Source organism: Streptomyces sp. NPDC002779, from assembly GCF_042888685.1.
In the GTDB taxonomy this organism is placed as follows: domain Bacteria; phylum Actinomycetota; class Actinomycetes; order Streptomycetales; family Streptomycetaceae; genus Streptomyces.
In genome coordinates this window covers 76,040-98,187 of the sequence record NZ_JBIAQC010000003.1, presented here as the reverse complement: position 1 = coordinate 98,187, position 22,148 = coordinate 76,040, and the positions used below count along the sequence as shown (strand labels likewise).

The 22,148-nt window shown below is 69.4% G+C and carries 27 protein-coding genes and 1 tRNA gene; 14 read left to right on the top strand and 14 right to left on the bottom strand.

Annotation, left to right across the window (positions count from 1 at the left end; translation table 11 throughout):
- Window positions 1–71: 71 nt before the first annotated feature.
- Entirely contained in the window at window positions 72–2,504 is a 2,433-nt protein-coding gene (locus ACFYW5_RS10305) for an MFS transporter (protein ID WP_389416515.1), read from the bottom strand.
- 13 nt (window positions 2,505–2,517) lie between these two features.
- Entirely contained in the window at window positions 2,518–2,973 is a 456-nt protein-coding gene (locus ACFYW5_RS10300) for a MarR family winged helix-turn-helix transcriptional regulator (protein ID WP_389416514.1), read from the bottom strand.
- 233 nt (window positions 2,974–3,206) lie between these two features.
- Here ACFYW5_RS10300 and ACFYW5_RS10295 point away from each other — a divergent pair, with 233 nt between their 5' ends.
- A complete protein-coding gene (locus ACFYW5_RS10295) occupies window positions 3,207–3,401 on the top strand; it encodes a hypothetical protein (protein WP_389416513.1) in 195 nt (64 codons plus the stop codon).
- Between the two features lie 119 nt (window positions 3,402–3,520).
- Here ACFYW5_RS10295 and ACFYW5_RS10290 read toward each other — a convergent pair whose 3' ends face one another.
- The 6 genes from ACFYW5_RS10290 to ACFYW5_RS10265 all read right to left on the bottom strand — a co-directional run bounded on the left by ACFYW5_RS10290 (window position 3,521) and on the right by ACFYW5_RS10265 (window position 7,902).
- A complete protein-coding gene (locus ACFYW5_RS10290; RefSeq protein WP_389416512.1) occupies window positions 3,521–4,405 on the bottom strand; it encodes an RNA polymerase sigma factor SigF in 885 nt (294 codons plus the stop codon).
- Window positions 4,406–4,672: 267 nt separating this feature from the next.
- Window positions 4,673–5,527 carry an RNA polymerase sigma factor SigF gene (locus ACFYW5_RS10285; protein ID WP_389416511.1) on the bottom strand — a complete coding sequence of 285 codons (855 nt, stop codon included), beginning with the start codon at window positions 5,525–5,527 and terminating at the stop codon, window positions 4,673–4,675.
- A 148-nt stretch (window positions 5,528–5,675) separates the two neighbouring features.
- On the bottom strand, window positions 5,676–5,969 hold the full coding sequence (locus ACFYW5_RS10280; RefSeq protein WP_389416510.1) for a Dabb family protein: 294 nt from the start codon (window positions 5,967–5,969) through the stop codon (window positions 5,676–5,678).
- Window positions 5,966–6,145: a hypothetical protein gene (locus ACFYW5_RS10275; protein ID WP_389416509.1), complete on the bottom strand. Its 180-nt coding sequence runs from the start codon at window positions 6,143–6,145 to the stop codon at window positions 5,966–5,968. The genes ACFYW5_RS10280 and ACFYW5_RS10275 overlap by 4 nt, the downstream gene beginning before the upstream one ends.
- A gap of 324 nt (window positions 6,146–6,469) precedes the next feature.
- Window positions 6,470–7,147 carry an AAA family ATPase gene (locus tag ACFYW5_RS10270; RefSeq protein WP_389416508.1) on the bottom strand — a complete coding sequence of 226 codons (678 nt, stop codon included), beginning with the start codon at window positions 7,145–7,147 and terminating at the stop codon, window positions 6,470–6,472.
- Complete coding sequence (locus ACFYW5_RS10265) at window positions 7,144–7,902, bottom strand: GntR family transcriptional regulator (RefSeq protein ID WP_389416507.1); 759 nt, start codon at window positions 7,900–7,902, stop codon at window positions 7,144–7,146. The genes ACFYW5_RS10270 and ACFYW5_RS10265 overlap by 4 nt, the downstream gene beginning before the upstream one ends.
- Window positions 7,903–8,353: 451 nt before the next feature.
- Between ACFYW5_RS10265 and ACFYW5_RS10260 the strand changes: the two genes are divergently transcribed.
- The 7 genes from ACFYW5_RS10260 (at window position 8,354) to ACFYW5_RS10230 (ending at window position 13,338) form a co-directional block, all read left to right on the top strand.
- Entirely contained in the window at window positions 8,354–8,620 is a 267-nt protein-coding gene (locus ACFYW5_RS10260; protein WP_389416506.1) for a DUF6284 family protein, read from the top strand.
- On the top strand, window positions 8,617–8,805 hold the full coding sequence (locus ACFYW5_RS10255) for a hypothetical protein (protein WP_389416505.1): 189 nt from the start codon (window positions 8,617–8,619) through the stop codon (window positions 8,803–8,805). Before ACFYW5_RS10260 ends, ACFYW5_RS10255 begins: the two co-directional genes overlap by 4 nt.
- Window positions 8,802–9,701, top strand: coding sequence for a DUF2637 domain-containing protein (locus ACFYW5_RS10250; protein WP_389416504.1), 900 nt, complete (start codon window positions 8,802–8,804; stop codon window positions 9,699–9,701). Before ACFYW5_RS10255 ends, ACFYW5_RS10250 begins: the two co-directional genes overlap by 4 nt.
- Window positions 9,701–10,087: an RRQRL motif-containing zinc-binding protein gene (locus tag ACFYW5_RS10245; protein WP_389416503.1), complete on the top strand. Its 387-nt coding sequence runs from the start codon at window positions 9,701–9,703 to the stop codon at window positions 10,085–10,087. The genes ACFYW5_RS10250 and ACFYW5_RS10245 overlap by 1 nt, the downstream gene beginning before the upstream one ends.
- Before the next feature lie 28 nt (window positions 10,088–10,115).
- Window positions 10,116–10,670 (top strand): hypothetical protein, encoded by a 555-nt coding sequence (locus ACFYW5_RS10240; protein ID WP_389416502.1) that lies wholly within the window; start codon window positions 10,116–10,118, stop codon window positions 10,668–10,670.
- A 16-nt stretch (window positions 10,671–10,686) separates the two neighbouring features.
- Complete coding sequence (locus tag ACFYW5_RS10235) at window positions 10,687–12,819, top strand: FtsK/SpoIIIE domain-containing protein (RefSeq protein ID WP_389416501.1); 2,133 nt, start codon at window positions 10,687–10,689, stop codon at window positions 12,817–12,819.
- Between the two features lie 204 nt (window positions 12,820–13,023).
- Window positions 13,024–13,338: a hypothetical protein gene (locus tag ACFYW5_RS10230; protein WP_389416500.1), complete on the top strand. Its 315-nt coding sequence runs from the start codon at window positions 13,024–13,026 to the stop codon at window positions 13,336–13,338.
- 78 nt (window positions 13,339–13,416) lie between these two features.
- Here the strand turns inward: ACFYW5_RS10230 and ACFYW5_RS10225 are convergent, their stop codons facing one another.
- Complete coding sequence (locus tag ACFYW5_RS10225) at window positions 13,417–13,668, bottom strand: hypothetical protein (RefSeq protein WP_389416499.1); 252 nt, start codon at window positions 13,666–13,668, stop codon at window positions 13,417–13,419.
- A gap of 114 nt (window positions 13,669–13,782) precedes the next feature.
- Between ACFYW5_RS10225 and ACFYW5_RS10220 the strand changes: the two genes are divergently transcribed.
- From ACFYW5_RS10220 to ACFYW5_RS10200, 5 genes are all read left to right on the top strand, one after another.
- Entirely contained in the window at window positions 13,783–14,520 is a 738-nt protein-coding gene (locus ACFYW5_RS10220; protein ID WP_389416498.1) for a DNA methylase, read from the top strand.
- Window positions 14,517–15,365, top strand: a complete 849-nt coding sequence (locus ACFYW5_RS10215) for a bifunctional DNA primase/polymerase (RefSeq protein WP_389416497.1) — start codon at window positions 14,517–14,519, stop codon at window positions 15,363–15,365. The genes ACFYW5_RS10220 and ACFYW5_RS10215 overlap by 4 nt, the downstream gene beginning before the upstream one ends.
- Before the next feature lie 2 nt (window positions 15,366–15,367).
- Window positions 15,368–16,846, top strand: coding sequence for an ATP-binding protein (locus ACFYW5_RS10210; protein ID WP_389416997.1), 1,479 nt, complete (start codon window positions 15,368–15,370; stop codon window positions 16,844–16,846).
- Window positions 16,847–17,298: 452 nt separating this feature from the next.
- The gene (locus tag ACFYW5_RS10205; protein WP_389416496.1) at window positions 17,299–17,532 is read left to right on the top strand and encodes an excisionase family DNA-binding protein; all 234 of its coding nucleotides are present in this window, start codon (window positions 17,299–17,301) and stop codon (window positions 17,530–17,532) included.
- A gap of 86 nt (window positions 17,533–17,618) precedes the next feature.
- On the top strand, window positions 17,619–18,896 hold the full coding sequence (locus ACFYW5_RS10200) for a tyrosine-type recombinase/integrase (protein ID WP_389416495.1): 1,278 nt from the start codon (window positions 17,619–17,621) through the stop codon (window positions 18,894–18,896).
- Between the two features lie 44 nt (window positions 18,897–18,940).
- On the opposite strand, the gene ACFYW5_RS10195 is transcribed toward ACFYW5_RS10200, so the two are convergent.
- From ACFYW5_RS10195 to ACFYW5_RS10175, 5 genes are all read right to left on the bottom strand, one after another.
- A complete protein-coding gene (locus tag ACFYW5_RS10195) occupies window positions 18,941–19,654 on the bottom strand; it encodes a DUF4145 domain-containing protein (protein WP_389416494.1) in 714 nt (237 codons plus the stop codon).
- A 162-nt stretch (window positions 19,655–19,816) separates the two neighbouring features.
- Window positions 19,817–19,901 (bottom strand) — tRNA-Ser (locus ACFYW5_RS10190).
- Window positions 19,902–19,956: 55 nt separating this feature from the next.
- Window positions 19,957–20,388: a tRNA adenosine(34) deaminase TadA gene (gene tadA, locus ACFYW5_RS10185; RefSeq protein ID WP_389416493.1), complete on the bottom strand. Its 432-nt coding sequence runs from the start codon at window positions 20,386–20,388 to the stop codon at window positions 19,957–19,959.
- A gap of 56 nt (window positions 20,389–20,444) precedes the next feature.
- Window positions 20,445–20,972 (bottom strand): hypothetical protein, encoded by a 528-nt coding sequence (locus ACFYW5_RS10180; protein ID WP_389416996.1) that lies wholly within the window; start codon window positions 20,970–20,972, stop codon window positions 20,445–20,447.
- A gap of 229 nt (window positions 20,973–21,201) precedes the next feature.
- The gene (locus tag ACFYW5_RS10175) at window positions 21,202–21,387 is read right to left on the bottom strand and encodes a hypothetical protein (protein ID WP_389416492.1); all 186 of its coding nucleotides are present in this window, start codon (window positions 21,385–21,387) and stop codon (window positions 21,202–21,204) included.
- Window positions 21,388–21,481: 94 nt separating this feature from the next.
- Here ACFYW5_RS10175 and upp point away from each other — a divergent pair, with 94 nt between their 5' ends.
- Window positions 21,482–22,117, top strand: a complete 636-nt coding sequence (gene upp / locus ACFYW5_RS10170) for a uracil phosphoribosyltransferase (protein ID WP_389416491.1) — start codon at window positions 21,482–21,484, stop codon at window positions 22,115–22,117.
- The last annotated feature ends 31 nt before the right edge of the window (window positions 22,118–22,148 follow it).

Below are 22,148 nucleotides of genomic sequence, written 5' to 3'. Positions count from 1 at the left end.
AACTCCTCGCATGAAACCGGCCCGTGGAACGCACCTCCGCTCAGAGCGCGCTCCACGGGCCGGGGCCTGTCCTACTCGCCGGGGTGGGCGAGTTCGATGTCGTGGTCGTCGACGCCGGGACCGTGCACGGTCAGGGCGGACGCCACCGGCGGGTATCCCGTCGCGATGACCGTGTAGTCGCCGCCGTCCAGGTCGGTGAAGGCGTACGCCCCGTCCGCCCCGGTCGTCGCCGTGCCGACGACGTTGCCCGCCGCGTCCACGAGGGTGACCCGCGCGTCGGCCAGCGGACCGTGCGGCGCCCGTACGACGCCCTGGACCTGGGCGCCGGAGTCGAGGTCGACCTCGATCCGGGTGACGCCGGTGCCGCCGATCTCGACGGGCAGGGCACGCGGCCGGAACCCGGCGGCGTTCACCGCGAGGGTCACCGTGCCCGGCACCAGCTCGCCGAGGGCGAACTCGCCCTGCTCCCCGGTGGCTGCGGTGGCCAGCAGGTCCCCGCGCACATCGGTGACGATCACCATCGCGTCCTGGACCGGCAGCGCCCCGTCGGCCGCCCGCACCACACCGCTCAGCCCACTGGTGCCGCTGAGCAGGATGTCGTACGCCAACGGCTCCTCACCGACGACGACGGTGGACGCCTGCGGCTGGTAACCGTCGGCGGAGGCGATCAGGACGTACGAGCCGGCGCCCGGCGCGTCGACACCGTAGGCACCGTCCGCCTGCGCCACCGAGCGGCTGAGCTGCCGTCCCGAGAGCGAGATCAGCGTGACCGCGGCCCGCGGCACGGGCGCGCTCTCGGCGCCGCGGACGAATCCGCGCACGGCGACGGATCCACCGGTGACCTGCACTGTCTCCTCCTGCACCGTGTCCTCCTCGACGGCAGGGGCCGCGGGAGCCGCTTCCGGCTTCGTGGTCTCCGCCGCCTGCGCCAGCGCGCCGGACGTCCGCAGCGGGACCTCCTTGATGAACAGCGTCACCAGGAAGGCGAGGAAGGCGATCGGGGCGATGTACAGGAAGATGTCGGCGATGCCGTGTCCGTAGGCGCTCTCCAGCCAGGTGCGGATGTGCGCGGGGAGGGCGTCCATGTCGGGCAGTTCGCCGGAGCCCACGGCGCCGGCCGCGGCGGACTGCTCCTGCGGGCTGAGCGAGCCGATGGTGTCGGTGGCGTAGTGGCTGATCCGGGACGACATCACCGAGCCGAGCGCCGAGACGCCCATCGCGCCGCCGAGGGACCGGAAGAAGGTGACCACCGAGCTGGCGGCGCCCAGCTCGTGCGGGGCGACCTGGTTCTGCGTGGACAGCACCAGGTTCTGCATCATCATGCCGATGCCGAGGCCCATGACCGCCATGTAGACGGCGATGTGCCAGTACGGGGTGTCGTAGCGCATGGTGCCCAGCAGCCCCAGGCCCGCCGCCAGCAGCACACCCCCGGTGACCAGCCAGGCCTTCCACTTGCCGGTCCTGGTGATGACCGCGCCGGAGACGGTGGAGGAGACGAACAGGCCGGCGATCATCGGGATGGTCATGACGCCCGACATGGTCGGGGACTTGTCCCGCGCCAGCTGGAAGTACTGGCTGAAGAAGACCGTGCCCGCGAACATCGCGACACCGACCAGCAGGGAGGCGAGCGAGGCCAGCGTGATCGTGCGGTTCCTGAACAGGTACAGCGGGATGATCGGCTCGGCGGCCTTCGTCTCCACGAACAGGAAGACCAGCGTGAGCGCGAGCGCGCCGCCGACCATCGCGTAGGTCTGCCAGGACAGCCAGGCGTACTTGTCGTCCGCGAAGGTGACCCAGACCAGCAGCAGACAGACGGCCGCGGTGATGAAGAAGGCACCGGCCCAGTCGACCTTGACCTTGCGCCGGGTCACCGGCAGGTGCAGCGTCTTCTGCAGCACGAACAGGGCGATCAGCGCGAACGGGATCCCCACGTACAGGCACCAGCGCCAGCCCAGCCAGTCGGTGTCGGTGATGACACCGCCGATCAGCGGACCGCCCACGGTCGCGACGGCGAAGGTCGCGCCGAGGTAGCCGGAGTAACGGCCGCGCTCCCGGGGGGAGATCATCGCGGCCATGATGATCTGGGCGAGCGCGGTCAGACCACCGGCGCCGAGCCCCTGGATCACCCGGGCGCCGATCAGCATCCCGGCGTTCTGGGACAGACCGGCGACGACCGATCCGATGATGTAGACGACCAGGGCTATCTGGACCAGGGCCTTCTTGCTGACCAGGTCGGCGAGCTTGCCCCACAGGGGCGTGGACGCCGTCATCGACAGCAGCGCGGCGGTCACGACCCAGGTGTACGCGCTCTGCCCGCCGCCGAGGTCCTGGATGATCTCGGGCAGCGCGTTGGAGACGATGGTGGAGGACAGGATCGCGGCGAACATGCCGAGCAGCAGCCCGGAGAGCGCCTCCATGATCTGCCGATGCGTCATGGGGGCCTCGCCGGAGCCTCCTGAGTGCTTGGCATGAGCCCGCACACCGGCTGGTGTGGTCGTTGCCATGGACTTCCTTCTCTTACGTGGTGATCGCGGGTGTACGGGGGGACTGTTCGTCGAAGCAGCGCCTCAGCCGGGCCATGAGCAGCGTGAGCTGGGAGACCTCGTCGTCGGTCCAGTCGCTCAGGCGTTCGGCGAGCAGCCGGGTGGTGCACCGGGCGAGCTCCTCGACCCGGGCCCGGCCCGCGGGCGTGAGGCGCAGGATGCGGCCGCGCTTGTCGGCCGGGTCGGGGGAGCGGTCGATCCAGCCGCGCTCGGCGACATGGGCCACGTGACGGCTGGTGACCGACATGTCCACGGCGAGCAGGTCCGCGAGCTTGCTCATGCGCATGTCGCCGTGGCGCTCCAGCAGCGTCAGCACGGCGGCGGAACCGCCCGGGCAGTCGGACGGCAGCGCCCGCCCCAGCTCCCGCTTCACGGCACCGAAGGCACTGAACTGACGGACGAGCTCCTCGTACGCCGCCTGCTCGGCCATCGCACTCCTCCCGGGAGTATTTGTTGCTTAGGGCAACCATAGAAGCTGTTGGTTGCTACAGGCAAACGAAATGACGAGGGGTGCGGCCCAAAAGTTGGCAAAGGCAAGTATTGCAATCGTAAACGCGCCGGAGGCTGCCGGTCGGCGGTCCCCGTGTCCGGCCGCCGGAACCCAGGGGCCCCTGCGGGCCCCGCACTTGGGCCGGACCCCCGTATTCGCTAGGGTTTCGGCCCATGGCTAACACCGAGGGCCCCCAGGGCAATTACGACCCCGCCGGCAGCACCCAGATGTTCCGCGCGTTCGTCGACGAGGCCCCCCAGGGGCGTCAGCCGGCGGCCGCCTCCTCCGGCCCCCGCATCGGCCTGATCGTCGGTGTCGTCGTCGCCGTCGCGGTCATCGCGGCGGTGGCCTGGCTCGCGCTGATGTAGCCCGGGCGGCTCACCTCATCCGCACTCCTGCCCCGGACGCACGACGGCCGCCGAGGCGCCGGTCAAGGCGCCTCCGCGGCCATGTGTCCATGTCGTCGCCCGACGCATCGGGCCGGGCGTCAGTCCGAGATCAGCCCGTCCCGCAGCTGTGCCAGCGTGCGGGTCAGCAGGCGGGAGACGTGCATCTGGGAGATGCCGACCTCCTCGCCGATCTGGGACTGGGTCATGTTGGCGAAGAAGCGGAGCATGATGATGCGGCGCTCCCGGGGCGGCAGCTTGGCCAGCAGCGGCTTCAGCGACTCGCGGTACTCGACGCCCTCCAGCGCGGTGTCCTCGTAGCCGAGGCGGTCCGCGAGGGAGCCCTCGCCGCCGTCGTCCTCGGGGGCCGGTGAGTCCAGCGAGGACGCCGTGTAGGCGTTGCCGACCGCCAGGCCGTCGACCACGTCCTCCTCGGACACGCCCAGCACCGCGGCGAGTTCGGTGACCGTGGGGGAGCGGTCCAGCTTCTGGGAGAGCTCGTCACTGGCCTTCGTCAGGGCCAGTCTCAGCTCCTGCAGCCGGCGCGGCACCCGGACCGACCACGAGGTGTCCCGGAAGAACCGCTTGATCTCCCCGACCACCGTCGGCATCGCGAACGTCGGGAATTCCACCCCCCGTTCGCAGTCGAACCGGTCGATCGCCTTGATCAGGCCGATGGTGCCGACCTGGACGATGTCCTCCATCGGCTCGTTGCGGGAGCGGAAGCGTGCCGCCGCGTACCGGACGAGCGGGAGGTTCAGCTCGATCAGTGTGTCGCGGACGTACGCACGCTCGGGGCTGTTCTCGTCCAGCGCGGCGAGCCGCAGGAACAGGGAGCGGGACAGGGTGCGGGTGTCGATGGCTCCCGACGTCGGGAGGGCCGGGGCCGGCGCGGCCTCGACAAGGGCCGTTACGTCGTCGAGCGCGGGCGCACCCTCGCTCTTCGTGAGCGTGAGCACCTTCGAGCTGCCCTGATCTGCGGACATGCCACCCCCTTTGGGTCGCGGGACGGTCGGGGCGGACGCTCCCACTGAGGAACGCAGCCTTCACCTGAATACCGGAGCCGAAGCCGCGGCAAACGCGCTTCCCGCAGAATGTCACATGTCGGCAACACGCTGTAGTGACATGTCGACATGTCAGACGTGAATCCGCCCTGGAAACAAGGGGTCTGACGGTCTATCGGCGCGAAACCGCCGGGAAGGGCCCTGGTGAGCGATTCGCTCGTCCCGGTGACGGTTCGCTCGCGCTTTCGGTCAGGCGTCGATCCGGTTCGCCGACCGCAGCCGCTGGAAGCTACGCGCGAGCAGCCGCGACACATGCATCTGGGAGACACCGAGTTCCGCGCTGATCTGCGACTGGGTGAGGTTGCTGTAGTAGCGCAGCAGCAGAATGCGCTGTTCCCGCTCGGGGAGCTGGACCAGCAGGTGCCGGACCAGGTCGCGGTGTTCCACGCCGTCCAGCGCGGGGTCCTCGTAGCCGAGCCGGTCCAGCAGTCCGGGCATCCCGTCGCCCTCCTGGGCGGCCTCCAGCGAGGTGGCGTGGTACGAGCGTCCCGCCTCGATGCAGGACAGCACCTCCTCCTCGCTGATGCGCAGCCGCTCGGCGATCTCGGCGGTGGTCGGGGAGCGTCCGAAGGCGGTCGTCAGGTCCTCGGTGGCGCTGTTGACCTGCACCCACAGCTCGTGCAGCCGGCGCGGAACGTGGACCGTGCGGACGTTGTCGCGGAAGTACCGCTTGATCTCGCCGACCACCGTCGGCATCGCGAAGGTCGGGAACTGCACGCCCCGGTCCGGGTCGAAGCGGTCGATGGCGTTGATCAGACCGATGGTGCCGACCTGGATCACGTCCTCCATCGGCTCGTTGCGGGAGCGGAAGCGGGCGGCGGCGTAGCGCACGAGCGGGAGGTTCGCCTCGATCAGCGCCCCGCGCACCCGGTTGTGCTCCGGCGTGCCCGGCTGGAGCTCCTTGAGCTCGGCGAAGAGCACCTGGGTGAGCGCGCGGGTGTCGGCACCGCGGCTGCGCGGGGCGGCTGCCGCCGGTTCTTCGGGGGCCGCTTCTCGGGGAGGCGCAGTACTGGCCGGCACGGTCAACTCCACCTCGTGATCCATCAACTCATCCGTCAAAAGCGGTCATAGCATCACAAGACATGTGCACTGTGTGCAAGCACCGCATAACACCGTGTTGAGGAATAAAGAGCCCATAAGACGCAGAAATGCCCCTCACCGGTACGGCGAGGGGCTGTGCGGCGCGCGGGGTCTAGTACTCGTAGTCCGCGATCACCCAGGTGGCGAACTCCTTCCAGAGGGCCACGCCCGCCTGGTGCTCGGGGTGCTCCGCGTACCGGCGCAGGGCGTCGGCGTCGTCGAAGGCGGAGTTGATCGCGAAGTCGTAGGCGATGGGGCGGTCGCTGAGGTTCCAGCCGAGCTCCCAGAAGCGGATCTCGGGGATCGTGCCCTCCAGCGACCGGAAGGCCTTCTCGCCCTCCAGGACTCGCGGGTCGTCGCGCCGGACACCCTCGTTGAGCTTGAAGAGGACCAGGTGGCGGATCATTCTTCTCCTCCGTTGGCGACCCACGTCATGAAGTCGCCGATGGCCTTGGCGGCGTCCGATATGCCCTCGAACCCTATCTGCACGTAGTCGGCGGCCTTGGCAGGGTCCGTGATGATCAGGTAGAGCACGAAGACCACGAGCACATAGACGGCGATCTTCTTCGAATTCACCGCCACTGCGGCCTCCCCTGCGCCTGTCGCCCCCGTCGGGCCCGCTGTTGCCGGCGGTGAGTGTAACCGAACAGATGAAGGGCCCCGTCTTGCGACGAGGCCCTTCCCGGAGCGGTAGCGGAGGGATTTGAACCCTCGGTGACTTGCGCCACACTCGCTTTCGAGGTCTGCTCCCATCTGCGGAAACAGTGTTCGGCGGTGTCCAACCCCGTTCATTCCAGTACTCGTGCCCGGTGCTTGAACGGCTATGAACGGCATCGGACGGGGGTGAATGAGACGGAAACTGAGACGGAGTAGAGCAGCCTGACCTGCTCGTCTGTCCCCTAAGTGTCAGGGGCGAGCGGCTTCCAGCGCTGCGATGACGGCCGCCGGGTCACCGCCGTACAACAGGTGAGGTTCATCCGTCTGCGGAGGGACGAACCGCTTGCGGTACCGCTGTAGGTCATCTTCGGAGAAGTAGATCGCGTTCGGATCGTCCGCGTGAAAGTCGTTGCGCTTGCTGATCCTGGCCCACAGCTCCTCATGGCTAGCGGCGAGGTAGACGAGCACAGGAGTCGCGCCGGCGTCAGTAGCGATAGCTCGCCATTTGGCCCTGTCCTCCGGGGTCCAGAAGCCGTGGTCAACCACGACATCCCGCCCGGCCTTGAGCTGCTCCCGAAGCTCATCCGCCACGTCTTCGAGGACGGGGCGCTCAAGGGTGGGGAAGACGCCTCGCGGAAAGTCCTTTCCGTAGACACCGTGGCGGCGAAACATCTCTTCGTCCGGGCATAGGCGTACGAACCCGCGGGCGGTGAGAGTACGAGAAAGGGTCGTCTTGCCGGAGCCAGGGAGTCCGGCCATCAGGACACAGAACGGCGGGTGTGGGGGCATCGGTCTCGTCACGGTTCGGGAGATGGCTGCCACCTCCGCTTCGGCTTCGGGCGTGATTGTGCCAGCCCTGCGGGCCGGAAGGAGCGCTTCTTGGCGGTCTTCGAGCACGCTCACGAGCGTGTCGTTCGCCACCGTCACGGCGAGACCTCCGACTCTGTACGCCATGTCCGGCCAGGGCCCCCAAGGTCCACGCCGTACTCGACGATGTTGCCTTCGCTGTCCACGAACTTGGCTGTCATCACTACTACCGGGTCAGCCGGGGGGTTTTCAGGGTCCAGTTCCAAGAGCCGCGCGTACTCCGGCGACAGCAGGCAGGCGGAAGCGGTGTCGACGCGGTGGCTGATCGGGTGGCCGGTCGCTTGGGCAATGAGCTGGAGAGACGTCCCGCCCGTCAGGCGTTCGCTTGCTGCGAGCTGAGGAATCAGTTTCCCGTACCGAGCGGGAATCCACGACGTGCTGTGAGCGACGATGCCGTGCCGGTCCCTGTACACGCGGCTGCGGCGGATCACGTCGGAGCCGGGCTGGATGTCCAGCGCTTGCGCCACTTCAGCCGGCGCGGGCACGACCGCCGCCTGGTGTGAGTCGGACCGTTCACCCGCCCCCCAGCTAGACCCCGTACGGCGCCCCCGGTCCTGCCGTTGCGCTCCGGACGACATCGGAGTCGGCTGGTCAAGTACTTCCGTGCCGATGCCGTGGATGCCGCGCACAAGCCCCTCGTTGCGCAGCTTGCGCAGGGCTTTCTCGGCTGTCGCCGTGCTCACCTTCCACTCTTCCGAGAGGTTCTTGATGCTCGGCAAGAGAGTTCCTGGCTGTAGCTGACCAGACGTAATCAGCTCCGTGTAGTGAGCGGCGATTTTTGCGTACGGGGCCCGATTGTCGGCCTGGCCTGCCATGTCGTCCGCTCCTTGTCGTCACTTCCCTTAGGTTCCCTAGCTTACCGCTTGACACCACAGGGAACCCTAGGGAACCTTAGGGATGTGCCCGCCGGTCGGTTCGACGGATCGGGGGTGCTGGACCTCAATGCGCCCTGAGTCAGGGCGCATTGAGGTCAAGGGGCCCGGGACAGAGCGGGCCGAGGGCGCACCCGACCCTGGTCATTCGGGAGGGCTTATCTCCATACGCCTACAACGGGGTCATGCCGCGCTACCTGATACGGGCGCAGCACCCCAAAGGAGACATGCACGTCGTCCCGGCATTCAGCCGTGAGGGCGCGGGATCGAATCCCGCCCGGGGCACTCCGGCCGCGCTTCCGGCGTGGCTGTTCACCCAACGGCGCGCGCCCCCGGAGTTGCAGCTCCGGGGGCGCTGTTCGGGCCGTTCCTCTCTGGAAGGAACCGCGACCCAATGAACCACATCGTCACTGTTCAGGACGCTGTTACCGCGTTCGCCGACTTCATGGAGCCGACGGATGCGGAGCTGGACGCGATCGAGCAGGAGATGCCCGTGATCCTCGCGGACGTCGACCTGTTGGACGCGCAGATCGCCACCCTCGACCGCACCCCGACCGAGCTGGACGTGCGCCGCATCCGCCGGGCCCGCCGCCGGGCGCTCGCCGCACGGGTCGCGCTGATCAACCGCACGAACGAGAGCCTGCCGGGCGGTGCCGCGTGAGCACGCAGACGCCGTCGGGTCTCGCCCTGGTTCTGATCGTCGCGGGGATCATCCTCGCGCTCACCGCATCCATCGCCGCCCTGATCAGCGGGCACCGACTCCTGATGGCCGTTGCCGCTGTCGGGTTCGCCCTCCAAATCGCCGGATGGGCGACCCACGGCCGCCGCCACGGGGGTGCGGCATGAACCTCCACCGCAAGGGACGCGCCGCCTTAGTGCTAGCGCTGGTCGTCGTGGTCGGCATGGCGTTCCGGGTGTCGTGGAACGCACTGCGGGACATCGCCGGCGCGGTCGGCGCGGACGCCACGGCCGCGATGCTGTATCCGTTCGTGGTCGACGGCCTGATGGCCCTGGCCCTGATCGCCACCCTCGTGCTCACCGACGACGCGCGGAAGTTCGCACTGCGGGTGCTGGGCACCTACACGCTCGCTTCGCTGGTCCTCAACTACGTGCACGGTCTCGTGCCGGAGCTGCACAGCGACGGCGGCGCCCGGGTCGACTGGACTCGGCTGGCCGACTGGGACCCGGCGAACTGGGCCCTGGTCCTGCTCGCCACATCACTTCCGGTCGGGTCGATCTACTTCGGGTCCGATCTGGTCGCCAAGGTGCTGCACCACCGGCCCACCCCGACCCCGGCCGCAAGCACGAACACGGAGGAATCTGTCAAGACCAGCATGAAACGGTCTACGGCTGACCTCCCCGAATCGACCCCCGCGCCGATCACGGCGACGCTCGCACGGGTGCCCGATCAGGGCCCGGTCGGGCACCTGAAGACCTCCCCGATCCTGAAGCCGATCCCGCAGGGCGACACCCTCCCGCTGGTCTCGATCGAGCGGGGCGCGGTGCCTGCCGAGTCGCCTCGATCCCGTCGTGCGACCGGTCGGCTCCCCGAGGCGGTGAAGTCGCCCCGGCCCAAGCGCACCCCGGATCAGTTGCTCACCGAAGCGCGTACGGCGACGGCCGAGTGGCCGGACGCGAAGGTGACGGCCGAGGGCATCCGCCGGGCGGTGCACACGTCGCCGGCGAACGCGCGGATGCTGCGGGACACCCTGCTCGCCGAACGCGCCGGGGCGGTTGCCTGATGTCCGGCGTCTACGGCCGCTGTTTCGACCCGACCGGCGCCCGGCACGGCATACCCACCTACCCGTGGAAGCTCGCGCCGGACGGCCTGGCCACCCGACGGCAGTTACGGGCGCAGGGTCTGCGCCCGGGGGGTCAGGCGGTACAGGCGCAGGCCATGCGCATCAACCGCCGCACCGGCACTCCGCGCGTGGCGTACCTGTACCGGATCGACCTCGCCAAGCCGGTGCGGCCGATGACCTCGCGCAAGTGGGGCGCCCTCGCGCTCGCGATGCATGCCCGCTGCACCTGCCCGGTCTGCGGCATGACCTACAGCTACTGCCTGCCGACCTCTCTTGGCATGTGCGTGCTGTGCGCCTACCCCGACACCCCTGCCACCGCCGCGTGAGCTGCGGCGATCCCACCTGGAGACCTGTGTGAAGACCATCGTTCGCACGCACAAGATCCCCGGATACGGCCCGACACTGCGCACCGCGACACGGCTGACCGAGCAGGCCGTGCCGGTCGTGAACCGGGCGGTTGCCGGCACCATGCCGGACGTCGAGGTGATCCTGACTAACGAACGCGGCATGGCCGAACTGATGGCCGCCGCCGACGTCGCCCTCGCCGGCGCCCTCGATCGGCGCACCCTCGCCACCGCCGAACGCGCCGCCCGCAAGGTGGCCCGGGATATCCAGGCCAACGCCATCCCCCGCCTGGACGGGAGCGCGCTGCTGCTGATCGACGTGGACAAGCACCCCACGCCGGCCGAGTTCGCCGTGACCCTCATTCACGAACTGGTCCACGCGATGCAGTTCAGCCGCAAGGGCGTGCTCGAACGGTGCGTCGCCAACGTCCGCGACCGGTTCCGCATCGAGCGCATGTCCCGCCGGCAGGCCCGCGAACACGACCGGCTGCTGGACCAGGAAGAGGCCGAAGCCTACGGCCACGAGTACCTCGCCAACCGCATCGTCCCCGGCGCCCACCCCTGACAGGAGACGCACCCTCATGACCGAGAACAACGTCGTTCCCCTGCACAAGACCCCCCAGGACCCGGCCGCCACGGACGCAACCGTCACCACCCTGACCGTAGTTTCGGATGCGCAGGCCGCGCCCGTGGTGCCGTTGTGGGTGCGCTCCGGGCGTGCCGTGAAGCGGCTGGTCACCGACGACCGCACCACCACCACCGCCCGCGCGGTGGCCCGCCACACGCTCTACGTCGTCGGCGGCACCCGGATCGTCAGCCGCCGCGTGTGGGACTCCCGGACCTCCGCCCGCTACGAGCGCTACATGCGCGCCGCCGAAGCCGCGGGGAACATGGAACTCGCGGCTGAGTGGGAGGAGCGCGGGCAGCGGTTCCGCGACGCCCGCCACCGGCGCCGCATGGACCTGCTCACCTCGCCCATCGACGCGGCCAAGGGCGCCGCGGCCGGCGTCGGCATCGGCGTCGGCGGACTGATCGCCCTCGGCATCGCGCTCGCCGTAGCGACCGAGGACGCCACCGACGTCGTCACCCCGCTGATGGCGGTCATCAAGCTGATCGCCCTGCTCATCACCATCGTGCAAGTCGTCTGGCCCTACGCCATCACCATCGGCCCCCTGCTCGCCCTGCTCGGGTTATGGGCGGTGGGCAGCAAGCAGCAGGCCGCACCCGCGTGGGCGATGCCCGCCACCGTCCGCAACAGCGAGGGCGAGCCGATCACCCCGTCCATCGTGGTCAAGGCCCTGCGCGACCTCGGTGTCCCGGCACTGCGCAACGCCATCAAGGAGATGGGCGATGCCGGCGCGTCCATGCTCGGCCCGATCCGGATTGCCGGATGCGGCGTCGAAGTCGATGTCACCCTCCCCTCGGGGGTGGCGACGAACGAAGTGCAGACCCGGCGCCGCAAGCTCGCGGAGAACCTCACCCGGCACGAGCACGAGGTGTTCATCAACATCCCGCAGGCCGCCCGCACGGTCCGCCTGTGGATCGCGGACTCAGGCGCGTTGGACGAGCCGATCGGCCCATCCCCGCTGGTCACCGACGACACGATCACCGCCGACTACGCCAAGGGCAAGGCCCCCTGGGGTCAGGACCTGCGCGGGGACGCGGCGGAACTGAGTGTGTATCAGCGTCACCTGCTCATCACCGGCCGCTCGAACCAGGGCAAGACCGCCGCCCTGCGCTCCCTGGCCCTGTGGCTCGCGCTGGACCGTACGGTGCAGTTCTGGATTGCCGACCTCAAGGGCGTGGGCGACTGGTCCATGTTCGACGGCATCGCCGACGTGCTGATCGAGGGCCCCTCCGACGATCACGTCATCCGGGCCACGGAGATGGTCGAAGCGGCTGTGGAGGAGATGAACCGGCGGATCGAGGCACGCCACACCGACCCGAGCGCGGTGTTCCCGCCGCTGATCGTGAACGTGGACGAGGCACAGGTCGCGTTCATGTGCCCGGTCGTCGGCGAGGACAAGCGGCCCTACGGCGGCGCCAAGGCAACCTCCCGCTACTTCATGGCCGTGCGCAAGATTCACAACCAGGGGCGCGCGGTCGACGTGCTGATGTGGCAGGGCACCCAGGACCCCACCGACCAGAACCTTCCCAAGCTGGTCCGCGAGGGAGCCCACACCCGCGCCTCCCTCGTGCTCGGGACCGAGCAACAGTCCCGGATGGCGCTCGGTGACAAGGCCGTGGACGACGGCGCCGCCCCGCACATGCTGCGCCAGGGCCTGGACAAGGGCACCCTCGTGGTCGCCTCCGACGGCATCAAGATGCCGGCGGGCCAGTCCTCCATCACCGTGCGCACCTACTTCATCGACGACGAGCCGGCCGCCGAGATCGCGGAGCGGGCCAAGCTGCTGCGCGCCGGCGTCACCACCCTGCGCGTCGTCGACCAGGCCGAGGAGCGCGATCACCTCGCCGACGTCGCGGCCGTCATCGGCGACACACCCCGCCTGCGCACAGACGAGGTCCTTAAGCGGCTGCACGCGCTGGACACGGCTGTCTACCGCGAGTGGAACAACGGACGGCTCAAGCGGCTCCTGGAGGAGCACGGCGAGGAGCCGAAGAAGTCCCACGGGGTCATGGTCGTGCGCCGCGACGACGTCGCCCGCGCCCTCGCCAACCGCGACGCCGACGGTTCCGCTTCCGCCTCGCAGTAGCGGGGAGGAACCACCGCCCGGCGCGGGGAGGCGGGGAGAACTCCCCACACCCCTCCCCGCGCCCGCCTCCCCGCGCTGATCAGCACAAACATCGTTTCAGGGAGGCGGGGAGGTGCCCAGCTCAGACCCCTGAAACACCCCTCCACAGCGCTCCCTCTAGGGGGTGTCTCCGCCTCCCCAACCGAGCACCGGAAGGGATTCCGCATGCACGCCCACCCGCCCGGCGGACCGCCGGGAATCCTCGCCCCGCACATCCCCGCCGACGCCTACCGCCGCGCCCAGGACACCGGCGCCCCGGTCGTGATCGTCGTCCACACCACCGACCCGAGCGGCATCCCGTGGCGCCGCCTGCTGATCGCGGTCGGTGTCGCCGGCGCCGCCGCCATCGGCTGCTGGGGACTGGTCGCCGCGCTGTGCGCACTGCTCGACGCCACCGCCCACGCCGCAACCGTCATCGCCACCGCCGCCGGACCCATCGGCATAGGCGGAATCACCCTCAAACGCACCCGTGCCAAGTAACCGCCCACCACCGGCAGGAGAACCGCGTTCGAGATCCGCAAAGCCGTGATCAAGCGGAGCAAGTTCTACGGCTAATCATCAGCCGTCACCACGCCCGGCTCTCCGCAGGATGACGGCGGCTATCCACTGGCCGACCACCGCGCTCACGGTCATCGTCAGCGCGAACGAGAACGAGTCCTCCCACGACTTGCCCCTCACCCAATGCCACGCCATCGCACCGAGCCCGAACACGACACCCGCGTAGGCAAGCACCCCAAGCAACCGCACGAGCCGGTGCCGGTGCCACAGAGCAACAAAAGCCTCACGACGCGCCCGCTGACGTCCCGTCATGGTTCAGCAAGTACCCGCTCACGGCTACGCCAAGGGCGGCCCCCCGATTCCGCCAAGAACACGGGGCCGCCCTTGTCCAGCCAGCACCTATCAAGGAACTGGAGACCTCCCAGCATGACGCAAACCGTTGTCATCCGGCGAGTGCCGGACACCTTCCGCCCTTTGCGGGTCCTGGACGCCTACTCGTGCATCGGCGGCGCCACCAGGGGCCTCAAGCGCGCCTTGCCCGGCTGCCACGTCACCGGCGTCGACATCCAGGCCCAACCGGACTACTGCGGTGACGTCTTCCACCAGGGCGACGCCATCGAGTTCATCCGCGCCCACGGCCACGAATTCGACTTCATTCACGCCTCGCCGCCCTGCCAGGGCGAGGGCGCCCCCACCAGGGGCACCAACGCACGCCGCAACGCCGCGATCGGCCGCACCTACCCCCGCCTCATCACCCCGACCCGGGCCGCCCTGGAAGCCACGGGGCGGCCGTACGTGATGGAGAACGTGGCCGGCTCCGAGGTACGCAAGGACATCCGGCTGTGCGGCGAGATGTTCGGCCTCGGAGTGCTCATGCACCGGTACTTCGAGCTGGGCGGCTGGACCACCCTCCAACCGGCCCACCCCGCGCATCGCGGCAGGGTCCGGGGGTGGCGGCACGGCGAGTATCACGAGGGCCCCTACGTCGCCGCCTACGGCAAGGGCGGCGGCAAAGCCACCGTGGAGGAAATCCGGCAGGCCAAGGACATCGACTGGTCCACCGACCACCTGCGCCTGCGCGAGGCCCTGCCCCCCGCCTACACCCAGTGGATCGGCCGCGCCTTCCTCGCCGCCCTCGCCCCGGCTGTAGGGGTGGCGGCATGAGCGCGCTCCCCGAGATCCTGCACATCGCCCTGGAACTCGCGGAAGCCAGCATCCCAACGCTGCCCCTGCGCCAGGGCAAGGTCCCGTTCGGCAACTGCCGCACCTGTGCGCAGAACGCGTGCGGCGGCCGGCCGAACATGAAGCACGGCGGACCGTGCTGGTGCCCTGCTCCCTGCCATGGATGGGCCGCCGCCACTACAGACCCGGAAGTCCTCACCTCGCGCCTGTGGCTGCGCGCCTGGCGCCACGCCGTGGCCGTCGCCTACCACCCCGGCGGCGCCGGTCTGACCGTGGTCGACCTCGACGACGAGGCGGCCGTGGAGTGGGCCCACCACGCCCTGCCCGCCACGCGCACCGTGACCACCACGCGCGGTCAGCACTGGATTTACCAGGGCGCCATGCGGTCCGTGAACGCGGTCCGGCCCGGCGTGGACATCAAGTCGACCATGGCGTACGTGCGGTGGCTCGGCAGGGGCACCGGCACCATCACGGCGCTGCCGGGCATCGTGCGCGAGCTGGCCGTAGAGAGGCCCTCGGTCGTCCGACCGGTGGCGCAGGTCCTCACCGCGTCCGCGCCTGCGGGTGGCGGGGAGTGCCCGCACCGCACGCCAACCTATCTGGACCGTGGCATCGCCATGGCCGAGGAGCGCATCGGCGAGGCTCGCAGCGCGGTGCACACCACCGTCTACCGGACGTTCCTCGCGGTGCTGTCCGTTCACGGCCGGTGCGGCTGCCTCACCGACGCCCACGTCAACCGGCTGTTCACCGCCGCGCAGGCCAAGGGCGAGTCCCCGCGGCACTGCGCGGACGCCTGGCACAACGCCCTGACCACGTTGGGACTGTGACCGTGTCCGACGACGAGAAGGACCCCGCCCGCAAGGTCATCACCGACTACGCCCAGTCCCACTTCCGGTACTTCCGCACCGTGGACGGGACCGTTTACGCCCAGCGCACCGGCCACCCCGTGGCCCGCCCCATCCGCTCCCAAGGAACGGCCGGCAGCCACCGCCAAGAACTCATGGTCGGTCTCTTCCGCGACGGAGTCGGAATCTTCAACGGCACCGCCCTCAAGGAGGCGTTGGACTTGATCGAGGCACTCGCCCTCACCGAGCAGGTACAGCCCACCCACATCCGCGTCGCCCCCGGATTCGACGGCGCCACCTGGCTCGACCTCGGCCGCGATGACGGACAGTCCGTCCGCATCCACCCCACCGGCTGGGACATCCGCGTCCCCGACCCCGAGGAGGTGTGCTGGCGGCGCACCCAGCTCACCGGGGAACTCCCCCTGCCCGCCAAGGACACCGACGGCAAGGGCATCGACCTGCTGATGCGGCTGTGCAACTTCGCCGACGCCAAGACCGAGGCCCTGGCCATCGCCTGGCTGATCGGCTGCCTGGAGCCGTCCGTGCCGGTCCCGGCGCCGTTCCTGACCGGCCCGCAAGGGGCGGGCAAGTCGACCGGCGGGCGGATGCTGATCCGGATCATGGAGGGGATGAGCGGTGACCTGCGGCGGGCGCCCAAGGACGAGGAGAACATGATCACGGCGGTTGCGGCCGGTTGGGTCACCGCCCTGGACAACCTCTCCCACCTGCCGCCGGATCTGTCCGACCTGATGTGCTGCATCATCACCGGGGCCGAGAGCATCAAGCGCGCGCTGTTCACCGACGGCGACGTCGTCCGCTCCCGCTACCGCCGCCCGATGCTGCTGACCGGCATCGACGTCGGCGTGATCCGCCCCGACCTTGCCGAACGGCTCCTCACCCTGCGCCTGGAACGCCCCCGGGTGCGGCGCACCGAGGCGGAGCTGTGGGCGGAGTACGCCGAGATCCTGCCCGTCGTGCTCGGCTCCCTGCTCGACCTGACCGTCAAGGTGCGCGCGGTGCAGGCCGAGACCCCGACCGACCTGCGGATGGCCGACTTCGCGCACCTGTGCGCCCAGTTCGACGCCGCCACCGGCTTCGGGACGCTGGAGGCGTACCGGGCCAGCCTGGACGACCTGAACGACGACGTCATCGAAGGTGACCTGCTGGCGCAGACGGTCCTCAAGCACGCCGCCGGCCTCGCCCCGGGCGAGGAAGAACGGATGACGTCGGCGGAGTGGCTGCACGCCCTGACCGCCCTTTACAGCGGCGAGGACTGCCGCCCCCTGCCCAAGGGCTGGCCCACCACCGGCAAGGTCCTCTCCGACCGGCTGCGACGCATCCAACCCACCCTCGCCGCGCGGGGCGTCCTCGTCGACTGGGGACGCACCAGCGCCGCCCGCTACATCGAACTCAGCATCCCCGCCCCGCCCCTGCCCCCCGAGCAGCAGCAGACCGCGTTCTAGCCGCCCCCTGACCAGACGGACAAGCAAGAGGAGCACGCATCGCCCCGGGCGGGTGCTCCTCTTGCTGGTCCGGCGGCGCAGCCGCCCTGCAAGGGACGCGCCGCGAAGCGGCCCGTTCTTCAAATCCTGAGGGGCACCTAAGAACACAGACCACCCCCCTTCTTTGTCCTAAGTAGGGAAGGTCTGCGTCACTGCGTCACCACAGGCCCGACAGACGGCCACTGACCTGCGCCTAGAGCGATGACGCAGACGGCGAATCCTGCGTCATCCCGCGTCACCTGCGTCACCCCATGACGAGAGCACGTGTCATCGGTGACGCAGGCATCATCCCGCTGCGTCACCGAAACCCGCAGCTCAGAAGCCTGATTGACGCAGGTGACGCTATGACGCAGAAATCCCAGCTTCGGACAGCACAGCCCTCGCCCGACGGACCGCCCCCGAGGAGATCGCATATGAGTATCGCCAGCGTGGACACCGTCCCACCCGTTGCGGACGACCTCCCGGCCCCCGTGCTTCTGACTGTTGAAGAGGCCGCCCGCTGCCTCCGTATCGGCCGTACCACCTGCTTCGCCCTCATTCGCAGCGGAGAGCTGGAATCCCTGCTGATCGGCGGACTCCGCCGCGTCCCCGCCGATGAACCGGCCGCCTACCTCGCCCGCCGCCGCGCCGAACAGCGCGCCGCCTGACCCATTCCTCACCACCGGAGCGCTACCCCGCCACGGGGCGGCGCTCCGGTCGTTCGTATTCGCCTCAACCCCAAGGAGTCCCGCCCGTGGCGGAACACAAGAAGCGCACCCGACAGCCCAACGGCCGAAGCTCCATCTACCAGGGCAGTGACGGCAAGTGGCACGGCCGCGTCACTGTCGGCATCCGCGACGACGGCCGTCCCGACCGACGCCACGTCGAACGCAAGACCCGGGCCGAAGTGACCGCCGCCGTGAGGGAACTGGAGAAGCAACGCGATGGTGGCACGGTCCGAAAGGCTGGCCGGGCCTGGACTGTCGAGACGTGGCTGACCCACTGGGTGGACACGATCGCACCACTCGCCGTTAACGAGAACACGATGGTTGGATACGGCGTCGCCGTGCGGAAGCACCTGATCCCTGCCCTCGGGGCGCACCGCCTGGACAAGCTCCGCCCGGAGCACATCGAGCGTTTCTACGGCGCCATGCAGGCGGACGGCCGGCGAGCGGGAACGATCCATCAGATTCACCGCACCTTCCGCACCGCCTTGAACGAAGCTGTCCGGCGTGGCCACCTGACCCGCAACCCGGTGCAGATCGCCAAGGCCCCTCGCCTCAGCGAGGAGGAGATCGAGCCGTACACCGTTGACGAGGTCAAGCGGCTGCTGCGAATCGCTGACGGCCGCCGAAACTCTGCCCGCTGGGCCGTGGCTCTTGCCCTGGGACTGCGACAGGGCGAGGCGTTGGGCCTGAAGTGGACCGATGTGGATTTGGAGCGCGGCGTGCTGATGGTTCGCCGGAGCCGTCGCCGCCCGCGCTACGCCCACGGGTGCGGGATTCCTTGTGGCCGGAAGCCTGGCTACTGTCCGCAGCGTCAGAGGACAAACCCCGAGACAGCCGACACCAAGTCCCGTGCGGGGCGGCGCGCGGTGGGCCTCCCCGCACAGCTTGTGGATCTGCTCCGGGTTCACCGGACCAAGCAGGATGCCGAACGCGCGGCGGCCGGGGATGACTGGGTCGATGAGGGATGGCTATTCGCGACGCCGACCGGCCGAGGCACGTCACCCCGTACGGACTACGACGACTGGAAGGAATTGCTCGGAGACGCGAAGGTGCGCGACGGCCGATTGCACGATGCCCGCCACACCGCCGCCACGGTCTTGCTGATCCTCGGAGTCCCCGAGCGGGCAGTCATGGGGCTCATGGGGTGGTCCACTACTGCCATGGCTGCGCGGTACCAACACATGGTGGACTCCGTCCGGAACGACGTGGCCCACCGGGTTGACGGACTTATCTGGAAGCCGGCGGGAGACCGGCCGACCGACGATGACGATGGGGCTGCCGGGGTGGTCGTACCAGTGCGGTGACGCATCCGAGGGGTAGGCTGTGGAGCCTGCCCTCTCGGGCTGAGTTACGGCGTTGGCTGCTTTGCCGCCGTGCGTCGGGCCGCCCGCTGAGCCGCCATCTTGGCTCGCTGGGCAGGTTGGACGTACAGCACGAGCACAGCCTCGTCGATGAGTTCGGCAATGTCGGCGATCTCTTCGACGGAGTAGGCCAGGGCATCGTGCGCCGAGTCATTCCCAACGAATCGGGCCTCGTGGAATGCGTCCACGATCTCCTCGGTAGCACCAAGGTTCTTCAACCCAGTGATGCGCTCGTACAGATTGTTGCCCACAGCACCTCGCTCTTTGACGATCTGTTCCACAGCCGCCCGGTATCCGATGCCGGCGAGACGGAAGGCACCTGCGGCCTCTGCTAGCGCGGCCTCTGCGAATACTTCCCGGACGGTCTCGGGCGCCTCCGGAGCCAGCTCGCGGGGCGTCCTGCCAGGCCAGACCTGATCGATGTCGATGGTGGTGTACGACTCGCGGACCTCCCCTCCTGCCTCCATCTCTGTCTTAACGTCGACAAGACGGAGGTAGGCGCTTTCCTTCGTGCACCAGTCGCAGCGTAGGGTCATCAGACACCTGACGATCTTGAGGTCCGTGCGCTCGCGGAAGCTACCGCTCAGCTTTGAGTGCGACCTGACGTCGAGTGTCGTATGACGGACGCAGTGGGGGCACTCTCCGGCGACCGTGCGGTGCAGGGGGTTGTAGCCATCTAGCTTGGCGAAGCGGTTCGTCACAGAAGGACCGTATCTAGGGGCCGACTCAAGCGTCACCTGTTTTGGCTAAGCCTCTCGTCTCGAAGGACTCCGACAAGGGTCATGACTGGCCAACTGAGACGGAAACTGAGACGGAGATGCACGAAGGGTCCGACTCGATGAGTCGGACCCTTCGTCTACCTGCGGTAGCGGAGGGATTTGAACCCTCGGTGACTTGCGCCACACTCGCTTTCGAGGCGAGCTCCTTCGGCCGCTCGGACACGCTACCGAGGGAGACCTTACAGCACGGTGGGCACTGCTCAAAAATCGATAATCGGGGCCCGTCACCGGTGCCGGAAGAAGTCCGTGAGCAGCCGGGCGCACTCCTCGGCGAGCACGCCCTCGACGACCTCGGGGCGGTGGTTGAGCCGCCGGTCGCGCACGACGTCCCACAGGGATCCCGCCGCTCCGGCCTTCTCGTCCCGGGCGCCGTAGACGACCCGGTCCACCCGTGACTGCACCAGCGCGCCGGCGCACATGGTGCACGGCTCCAGCGTGACGACGAGCGTGCAGCCGGTCAGCCGCCACTCGCCGGTCCGTGCGGCGGCCCTGCGGATCGCCAGCACCTCCGCGTGCGCGGTGGGGTCGCCGACGGCCTCGCGTTCGTTGTGCCCCGCGCCGAGCACGGTCGTGCCGTCCGCGGACAGCACGACGGCGCCGACGGGAACGTCCCCGCCCCGGACGGCCAGTTCGGCCTGGCCCAGGGCGAGTCGCATCGCACCCCGCCAGCGGTCGCGTACCGGGTCCGGGGGACCCGTGGGGAGGGTGGGGGTCAGCGGACGGTCTCCAGAACCTCCGCGGCGCCCAGAGCCTCGGCGATGGCGCTCAGCGCGTCGACGGCCAGGTTCTTCAGCTCCTTCTCGCTGACACCCAGGTCGTCGAGGATCTCGCTGTCGCCCACCGGGCTGTGCGGGACCGCGTCGGCGGAGGGGGCGGCCGGCTCGTCGTCGGAGTCGCCGTCCGGCTCCTCCGTGCCGTCGAGGTCGAGGGTGTCCAGATCGGGGTCGCCCTCGCCGGGCTCCTTTCCGAGCAGTTCGTCGGTGAGCAGGATCTCGCCGTAGCTGCTGCGGGCAGCGGCGGCGGCGTCCGAGACGTAGATACGAGGGTCGTCCTCGCCGTCGATCCGGACGACGCCGAACCAGGCGTCCTCCTGCTCGATGAGCACGAGCACCGTGTCGTCCTCCGGCGAGGATTCACGGGCCAGGTCGGCCAGGTCCGACAAGGTCTCCACATCGTCCAGCTCTGTGTCGCTCGCTTCCCACCCGTCTTCGGTGCGCGCGAGCAGTGCGGCGAAGTACACCGTGACTCTCCCACTGGTCATAGGCGTGCCGGTTGGGGGTCCCCCCGGCGGAGTCTGTGGGCGGGAGTGCGGTGCGCCGAGCCCCGCCCACTCGGAATCGTGGCAGAAACGGAGCGTTCAGGGGACGTCTTCGGCTCCCTGTGTCCGCCCGTTTTGATCGTCCACGAGCGGGATCGTACGCGGCGCCCGGCGTGGCGCACGCATCGGACGGGCCGTCAGCGGGCCGCGGTCACCAGCGGAAGGTGCGCATGCGCATGTGGTGGCGCAGCCGGGCGGCCTTGGCGCGCCGCGGCTGGACCCGGTCGCGCAGCTCGCGGGCCTCCGCCAGGTCGCGCAGGAACTGGGCCCGGCGCCGGCGGCGCTGCGCTTCGGTCTCCTGCTGGTCGCAGTCCTCCCGGGACTTCCTGTCAGACATGTGCACACCCCTCCGTACGTCCCTTCCGCGTTCCCTTCGGCGGGCGGTTTGATGCCAGCGCGAGGGGCGCGGTGGCCCGGTTACTGTTAGGGACATGCGTCTCCACGTCGTCGACCACCCCCTGGTCGCCCACAAGCTCACCACGCTGCGCGACCAGCGCACCGACTCCGCGACCTTCCGCCGCCTCGCCGACGAGCTGGTCACCCTGCTCGCCTACGAGGCCACCCGGGACGTGCGCACCGAACAGGTCGACATCCGGACGCCGGTCGAGCGGACCACGGGTGTCAAGCTGTCCCACCCCCGCCCCCTGGTGGTGCCGATCCTGCGGGCCGGCCTCGGCATGCTGGAAGGCATGGTGCGGCTGCTGCCGACCGCCGAGGTGGGCTTCATGGGCATGATCCGCGACGAGGAGACGCTCCAGGCGTCCACGTACGCCACCCGGATGCCGGAGGACCTCTCCGGGCGCCAGGTGTACGTCCTCGACCCGATGCTGGCCACCGGCGGCACCCTGGTCGCGGCGATCCAGGAGCTGATCAAGCGCGGCGCCGACGATGTGACCGCGGTGGTGCTGCTCGCCGCGCCCGAGGGCGTCGAGGTCATGGAACGCGAGCTGGCGGGGGCGCCGGTGACGGTGGTGACGGCCTCCGTCGACGAGCGGCTCAACGAGCACGGGTACATCGTGCCGGGGCTCGGCGACGCGGGTGACCGGATGTACGGCGCGGCGGAGTAGTGACGCGGGGCGCCTGCTCGCCGTAGGGGTG

Excerpts from the sequence above, each read along its gene's own strand:
- ACFYW5_RS10280 (WP_389416510.1), bottom strand. The coding sequence starts at position 5,969 with ATGATCCGCCACCTGGTCCTCTTCAAGCTCAACGAGGGTGTCCGGCGC.
- ACFYW5_RS10235 (WP_389416501.1), top strand. The coding sequence starts at position 10,687 with ATGACCGAGAACAACGTCGTTCCCCTGCACAAGACCCCCCAGGACCCG.
- ACFYW5_RS10290 (WP_389416512.1), bottom strand. The coding sequence starts at position 4,405 with ATGTCCGCAGATCAGGGCAGCTCGAAGGTGCTCACGCTCACGAAGAGC.
- ACFYW5_RS10245 (WP_389416503.1), top strand. The coding sequence starts at position 9,701 with ATGTCCGGCGTCTACGGCCGCTGTTTCGACCCGACCGGCGCCCGGCAC.
- ACFYW5_RS10265 (WP_389416507.1), bottom strand. The coding sequence starts at position 7,902 with ATGGCAGGCCAGGCCGACAATCGGGCCCCGTACGCAAAAATCGCCGCT.
- ACFYW5_RS10175 (WP_389416492.1), bottom strand. The coding sequence starts at position 21,387 with ATGTCTGACAGGAAGTCCCGGGAGGACTGCGACCAGCAGGAGACCGAA.
- ACFYW5_RS10305 (WP_389416515.1), bottom strand. The coding sequence starts at position 2,504 with ATGGCAACGACCACACCAGCCGGTGTGCGGGCTCATGCCAAGCACTCA.
- ACFYW5_RS10205 (WP_389416496.1), top strand. The coding sequence starts at position 17,299 with ATGAGTATCGCCAGCGTGGACACCGTCCCACCCGTTGCGGACGACCTC.
- upp (WP_389416491.1), top strand. The coding sequence starts at position 21,482 with ATGCGTCTCCACGTCGTCGACCACCCCCTGGTCGCCCACAAGCTCACC.
- ACFYW5_RS10285 (WP_389416511.1), bottom strand. The coding sequence starts at position 5,527 with ATGGATCACGAGGTGGAGTTGACCGTGCCGGCCAGTACTGCGCCTCCC.
- tadA (WP_389416493.1), bottom strand. The coding sequence starts at position 20,388 with ATGCGACTCGCCCTGGGCCAGGCCGAACTGGCCGTCCGGGGCGGGGAC.
- ACFYW5_RS10300 (WP_389416514.1), bottom strand. The coding sequence starts at position 2,973 with ATGGCCGAGCAGGCGGCGTACGAGGAGCTCGTCCGTCAGTTCAGTGCC.
- ACFYW5_RS10220 (WP_389416498.1), top strand. The coding sequence starts at position 13,783 with ATGACGCAAACCGTTGTCATCCGGCGAGTGCCGGACACCTTCCGCCCT.
- ACFYW5_RS10230 (WP_389416500.1), top strand. The coding sequence starts at position 13,024 with ATGCACGCCCACCCGCCCGGCGGACCGCCGGGAATCCTCGCCCCGCAC.
- ACFYW5_RS10215 (WP_389416497.1), top strand. The coding sequence starts at position 14,517 with ATGAGCGCGCTCCCCGAGATCCTGCACATCGCCCTGGAACTCGCGGAA.
- ACFYW5_RS10225 (WP_389416499.1), bottom strand. The coding sequence starts at position 13,668 with ATGACGGGACGTCAGCGGGCGCGTCGTGAGGCTTTTGTTGCTCTGTGG.
- ACFYW5_RS10295 (WP_389416513.1), top strand. The coding sequence starts at position 3,207 with ATGGCTAACACCGAGGGCCCCCAGGGCAATTACGACCCCGCCGGCAGC.
- ACFYW5_RS10260 (WP_389416506.1), top strand. The coding sequence starts at position 8,354 with ATGAACCACATCGTCACTGTTCAGGACGCTGTTACCGCGTTCGCCGAC.
- ACFYW5_RS10250 (WP_389416504.1), top strand. The coding sequence starts at position 8,802 with ATGAACCTCCACCGCAAGGGACGCGCCGCCTTAGTGCTAGCGCTGGTC.